At 67.7% G+C, this 5,892-nt stretch carries 6 protein-coding genes; 4 read left to right on the top strand and 2 right to left on the bottom strand.

The features are described from left to right. The coding region (locus tag D0D37_RS45505; protein WP_341868018.1) for an alpha/beta fold hydrolase at positions 1-615 on the bottom strand (615 nt) is incomplete at its 3' end. A 220-nt stretch (positions 616-835) separates the two neighbouring features. Here D0D37_RS45505 and D0D37_RS45500 point away from each other — a divergent pair. Then, a complete protein-coding gene (locus D0D37_RS45500) occupies positions 836-1,429 on the top strand; it encodes a TetR/AcrR family transcriptional regulator (RefSeq protein ID WP_244223912.1) in 594 nt (197 codons plus the stop codon). Here the strand turns inward: D0D37_RS45500 and D0D37_RS45495 are convergent. Further along, positions 1,410-2,480, bottom strand: a complete 1,071-nt coding sequence (locus D0D37_RS45495; RefSeq protein ID WP_116206767.1) for a DUF6670 family protein — start codon at positions 2,478-2,480, stop codon at positions 1,410-1,412. The two genes, D0D37_RS45500 and D0D37_RS45495, sit on opposite strands and share 20 nt — an antisense overlap. A 68-nt stretch (positions 2,481-2,548) precedes the next feature. Between D0D37_RS45495 and D0D37_RS45490 the strand changes: the two genes are divergently transcribed. The 3 genes from D0D37_RS45490 (at position 2,549) to D0D37_RS45475 (ending at position 5,660) form a co-directional block, all read left to right on the top strand. Beyond that, positions 2,549-4,099: an FAD-binding oxidoreductase gene (locus D0D37_RS45490; protein WP_116206766.1), complete on the top strand. Its 1,551-nt coding sequence runs from the start codon at positions 2,549-2,551 to the stop codon at positions 4,097-4,099. Positions 4,100-4,561: 462 nt separating this feature from the next. Beyond that, positions 4,562-4,846, top strand: coding sequence for a hypothetical protein (locus tag D0D37_RS45480; protein ID WP_116206765.1), 285 nt, complete (start codon positions 4,562-4,564; stop codon positions 4,844-4,846). A 61-nt stretch (positions 4,847-4,907) separates the two neighbouring features. Continuing rightward, entirely contained in the window at positions 4,908-5,660 is a 753-nt protein-coding gene (locus tag D0D37_RS45475; protein WP_116206764.1) for an SDR family NAD(P)-dependent oxidoreductase, read from the top strand. Positions 5,661-5,892 lie beyond the last annotated feature (232 nt).

Here is a 5,892-nt window from a genome sequence, read left to right as displayed (position 1 = left end):
AGTCCGCCCCGTAAACGTATCCCCAGTCTCCTCCCCCACCGCCACAACAACCCGAGTCCCAGCAGCCCGCACCGCAGCAACATCCGGCACATAATCAATAACCGGCCGAGACCGCTCAGACAACAACGGATCATCCCGCCTGCCGTCATCCTCAGCAGGCATCCCAAACTGAACCGGATCAGCCACCGGCTGCGCAAAAAACTCCTCGGTAAACTCCCCCACCCAACTAGTCATCGCGATAAACGCAGCCATCCCATACCCCCACCCCCGATCCAAATAAACCTCAGTCACCGCATCACAAGCCCGAGCAGCAGCCTCGACATCCGGCAACACCGAAATAACAGGCGGCTCATGCGCAACCAAGGTCACCACGTCCTCGGGATACCCCGCCACCAACGCCAACGCGGTAACCGCCCCACCACTGCTGGCGAACACATCGACCGGCCCCACCCCAAGAGCCCCGATCACCGCATGCACGTCCCCAGCCTGAACCTCAGGCCGATTCTCCGTAGCCCCATCAGACCGAGTACTGCGCCCCAGCCCCCGCGGGTCATAAGTAACCACAGTCCGCTCCGGAAACAACGACACGAGCGTACTGAACCCGCTGGCGTCCATCGGCTGCCCGATCATCACCAACGGCCGAGCCCTCTCCCCGAGCGGCTGGTTATGCACGTCGTAAACGATGTCCGCGCCGTCAGTCACAAGATGATGAGTAGACACAGCGACACTCCCCTGTCTCGCGAAGAACCCGTGCGAGCAGCCTACCCGACCCCCGCGCCGCAGAGTCCACAATGGACCTAAGCAACTCGCGACCCGGATCGGCTATGCTGAACCCGTGGCGAATTCGGCAGGCAGCAAAGGAATGCCGCGACCCGAGCGGGAGCGGCTGATCCTCGACGCCGCCGTCCAGGAGTTCGGCACCCAGGGCTACGCCCACGCCTCAGTAGCCGCCATCGCGCGCCGGGCGGAAATTTCCAAACCCCTGGTCTACGGCTACTTCGAGTCCAAAGACGGCCTCTACCTGGCCTGCCTGCACCGAGGCGCGGCCCCGCTGGTCGACGCCGTAACCGAAGCCCAAACCGGCACCGGCCTGACCCGAGCCCTAGGCACTCTCGAAGCGATCTTCCGCACCCTGGAACCTCGCCGCCTGGACTGGGCAGTCCTCTGGGACCCCACGCTGCCGCCGAACTCCGCAGTGGACGAAGCCGCCCGCTCCTACCGCCGCAAACTGTCGACGCTCGGCGCGGAAGGCACCCAGGAAGCCTTGTCCTCAGCCGGTTTCCTGGACCCCGCCGACGCCTCGCTGTTCGCCCGCATCTGGTACGGCGCGGTCGCCGCGACCGTCAACTGGTGGCTGGAGCACCCCGAGGAACCCGCCGAAATCACCACTCAACGCTGCGCCCGCATCCTCACCTCCCTGCGCGGCTGACTTCGCAGTCCACCCACTCGAAGTATCCGCTCCCCGACACCGGCCGCCGCCGAAACGCGCCGGAATACGTGTACGCGCCGACATATCCGCGCCCGTGCCCATACCGCAATGGACTGTCCACAATCACCTCCAACGCGACGACCTCCTCCGCGCCATCCCGCACCGTCCACCGGAACCGCTCCGGCACCCGCATCTCGCGCCCCCGCGGATCAACCTCCGGCTCAGCCCGATGCTCCACCTCAACCTGCACGTCCCGGAATACCGCCGCGTCGCCGTCAAGCGTGCGGAGATGCGCGAGCCGACAAGCTGTCGCTCCCGCCGCCCGGACGTCGGTCAGCAGCAGCTGCGTCCGGTCGTCGAGATTGATGATCTGATAGGTGAAGAAGTCGATCGGCAACTTGAACCGGGGCGGCAATGGTGAACGTCGAAGTGCTTGCGGTGAAAGCGATCGCGCGTACTCAACAGTGCAGAGACCGCCGATTTCAGTCTCGCCGGCGTCGTCCGTGATCATCCCGCTGAAGGTGGCAAGCAGACTCAAGTGGTCGTAAGCCGGATTCCGCACGAACCACGACACCTGCGACGTCGCGGTGATCGCCAAGTCCGCCGAGAAGCCGTCGTAACGCGCATGCACCTGATACGACGGATGCGCCGCTTCGATAGCCAGATCCGAATCCCATTCCAGCCGCGAACCGTCCTCCGCGAACCGGCATTCAGCGTGAGAATCGTAGGCCTGATAGTGATGATGCCCAGGCGCGGCGGTAGACGAGAGAACGGTCGTCGTGCGACGGGCATCCGAGGTCGCGAGGTAGTCGTTGTCGAAACAGACGGTGCCGGTGCTGCCGATCAGCGTCATGGTGTTGAGGTAGCGATGCGGCCGCGGCAGTTGCGGCACGAAGACGCCGTAATGCGTCCATGCCCAGGTCCGCGAGTCCGGATGCGGCCGCAGCAGGCCGGGCCGGTCGAACGGCTTCGCGGACTCCTCGATCCGCTGGTCGAAGCGGGGAAGCACCCGGTTGACCACGAACGGCGCGGCAGCGGTCAGCACGCTCATCTTTCCTCCTCAGTGCCTATTACCCTAGAGTAAGTTACCCTGGGGTCACTTCGGGAGGGAGCAGTCGGATGACACGGTCCTGGTGGGGTTGGGGCGACACCGAGGAGGCGCTGACCGCCGAAGAGTCGGAAGCGCTGGTCACGCGCACGTCCGCCTTCCTTCCCGCCCACGACTTCACCGACCACGCTCCGCCCTCGCCGAACGACCTGCCGGTACCGCCATCCCGGCTCCGCCCGCCCGCCGCACTGGCCCGGCTGTGCTCGACCGACCAGACCGACCGGCTGTCGCACGCGCGAGGCAAGGCGTTCCGCGACGTCGTACGCAACCTGGAAGGGCGTGTCGAAGCGGTGCCGGACGTCGTCGCGCGGCCGGAGTCCGAGCAGGACGTGCTCGACCTCCTGGACTGGTGTTCCACCGACGGCACGCCGGTAATCCCTTACGGCGGCGGCAGTTCCGTCGTCGGCGGTATCGAGCCGCGGTTCCCCGCGCCCGCGGTGTCGCTGGACCTCGGTCGCCTCGACCAGGTCGTGGAGATCGACCAGCCGAGCCGCGCCGCGCGGATCCAGGCCGGGGTCTACGGACCAGCACTGGAAGACCAGCTCCGCCCGCACGGTTTGACGTTGCGGCACTACCCCCAGTCCTTCACGCATTCGACGCTCGGCGGCTGGCTGGCGACCCGCGCCGGCGGCCACTTCGCCACGCTGGCCACGCACATCGACGACCTCACCGAATCCCTGCGCGTCGTGACCCCAGCCGGCGTGAGCGAGTCGCGACGGTTGCCCGGTTCGGGGGCCGGACCGTCGCCGGATCGGTTGTTCCTCGGCTCGGAAGGCGCACTGGGCGTGATCACCGAAGCCTGGATGCGGCTGCAGGAACGTCCGCGCTGGCAGGCGAAAGCGTCAGTGAGCTTCACCAAGTACGCCGACGCAGTACGAGCGACCCGGGCGATCTCCCAATCCGGCCTGTACCCGGCGAACTGCCGACTCCTCGACGCCGCCGAAGCGTTCCTCAACACCGGCGTCCAGACGGATGGCTTGCTGCTGCTGGCGTTCGAGTCCGCCGACCATCCGGTGGACGCCTGGCTGGACCGCGCGCTCGAACTCACCGCGGACCACGGCGGCACAGTCACCGCCCGCCGCGGCGAATCCGGTTCAGCATGGCGATCCGCGTTCCTGCGGATGCCGTACCAGCGCGACGCGCTCGCCCGCAGGTCGATGGTGGTGGAGACTTTCGAGACCGCCTGCACCTGGGACGCGTTCGAGTCCCTGCACAACGCAGTCACGACGGCCGCGAACGCAGCGATCGCCGAGGTCTGCGGCGCAGGCGTGGTGACCTGCCGATTCACCCACGTCTACCCGGACGGCCCCGCGCCGTACTACGGCAGCTACGCGACCGGCCGATGGGGCAGCACCGTCGCACAGTGGGACGAGCTGAAAACCGCGGTGTCCGAAGCGATCCTGGCCAACGGCGGCACGATCACCCACCATCACTCGGTCGGCCGCGACCACCGTCCGTGGTACGACCGGCAGCGCCCGGACCCGTTCGCCGCCGCCCTGTCCGCGGCGAAGGACGCCCTCGACCCAGCCGGGATCCTGAACCCGGGTGTCCTGATCGGGTAGTCCTCACCGCCGCAGATACCGCAATGCCCGCGCCGCGAGACATCGTCGCCGACGATCCGGGCACCGAGCAGCTGCGGGTCTTCCTCGACACCGACGGCAGCTCACACGCGCGCCGCCGCCCGCTGCACCCGCACAAGAACACCGTCCACTATCGCGTCCGCAAGGACGGCCGCTCGCCGAACACCGGCTGGAAGTGGAGGTCGCCCTGCGTGCGGCCACCTTGCCGCGCAAGCTGCGACCGTGGACCGAACCCGGCCGAGCCTTCTGTCCATTGTGGATTGGTTTGCCTTCTCGCTTCGGCATGTTAGCCTGTCGCCGTGCTGCGCCTCATGAAGTCCGAGCGACTCGTAACCCAGCGCGCCGGCTGAACCAGGCTGCCGGCGCGCATGCCGGCGTACGCCGTTTTTCTTCTTCGGGACCTGGCCCCTTTCCCGCCAGACCCTCTCTTCCCGGAGAAACGCCATGTCCTTGAGCACCTTTTCCACCGCCCCGTACACCTCCGCCCCGGCCATGCTGGTCCGCCGCCGGATCGCGACCTATTTCGTCGGCGGCATCGACCAGATCCCCTGCCTGGTCGCCACGCTGACCCAGCACGGGAAGCTGATCCACGAGCTGTCCGTCGACGTCCGCGAGGGCGTCCGGGAGAGCAGCATGGTCAGCACCGTCCTGGTCAGCCCCGACGCGCTCGACGCGCTGCTGGACGCGCTGCGTGACCTTTCGTCGGTCGTCTCCGCGGAACTGGCCTGATTCGGCCCCTCGCCCGGCCCGGAGTCAGACTGGGGTCCCCACCAGCGAAAGGGCACCCCATATGCGATTGGCCGACAAGGTCACCCTGATCACCGGCGCTTCGAGCGGAATGGGCCGGGCGGCCGCCCTCACCTTCGCACGTGAAGGAGCGACAGTCGTCGTCACCGACGTCGAAGACGCTGACGGCACCGCCGTGGCCGAGGAAATCCGCGCCAACGGCGGCCAAGCCGAATACCGCCGCCTGGACGTCACCGACGAGGACTCCTGGACGACCGCGATCGCCGACGTCCTGGACCAGCACGGGAAGCTCGACGTGCTGGTCAACAACGCCGGTATCAGCGGCACCTTCGACCCAAACCTCACCAGTACGGCGTTCTACGACCGCCTGCTGCAGGTCAACGCCCGCGGGGTGTTCCTGGGCATCAAACACGGCACCGCCGCGATGTCCGGCCGAGGTGGCGGTTCGATCGTGAACCTGACGTCGATCTCCGCCTCGATCGGCCAGGTCGGCGTGCACCTGGGGTATGCCGCTTCGAAGGGCGCGATCAAGGCGATGACGACCACCGCGTCCGTCCACTATGCCGGCGAAGGCATCCGAGTCAACGCGGTCGCGCCCGGCCTGCTCCCGCCGATGCGCACCTCCCGCGGCTCCACCGACCCGGTATGGCGAGCGAAGCAGGTAGAGGGCGTCCCGATGGGCCGGACCGGCGAGGTCCAAGAGGTCGCGGACGTGATCCTCTTCCTGGCTTCCGCGGAATCCTCATACGTGACCGGAGTGGAAATCCTGGTCGACGGCGGGTTCACGGCGCAGTAAGGCTCTCCGGGCTCTCCGGGGCTCCCGCGGCATTCGGCGGGAGCCCCGCTCGCCTCGATGCGTTCTCCGGCACGCACTCCGCCTGCGCTCCTCGTCTCGCCCCCACTGGCGAGCCCGCTTGGAGGCCCCAACCCGCCCCGGCCAGCCCGGCCGCCACCGCGACGACTCACCCCAGCTGTCCACCTCCCGCCGCTCCGGCGGCCGAACCCTCCGCGTCCAGCCGCCGCAATTC

The organism is Amycolatopsis circi, from assembly GCF_003385235.1.
GTDB lineage: Bacteria > Actinomycetota > Actinomycetes > Mycobacteriales > Pseudonocardiaceae > Amycolatopsis > Amycolatopsis circi.
The sequence above is the reverse complement of the archived record's forward strand: the minus strand, read 5'-3'. Positions and strand labels throughout refer to the sequence as shown.

Coding starts and splice junctions, on each gene's coding strand:
- D0D37_RS45495 (WP_116206767.1), bottom strand. CDS start 2,480: ATGAGCGTGCTGACCGCTGCCGCGCCGTTCGTGGTCAACCGGGTGCTT.
- D0D37_RS45480 (WP_116206765.1), top strand. CDS start 4,562: ATGTCCTTGAGCACCTTTTCCACCGCCCCGTACACCTCCGCCCCGGCC.
- D0D37_RS45475 (WP_116206764.1), top strand. CDS start 4,908: ATGCGATTGGCCGACAAGGTCACCCTGATCACCGGCGCTTCGAGCGGA.
- D0D37_RS45490 (WP_116206766.1), top strand. CDS start 2,549: ATGACACGGTCCTGGTGGGGTTGGGGCGACACCGAGGAGGCGCTGACC.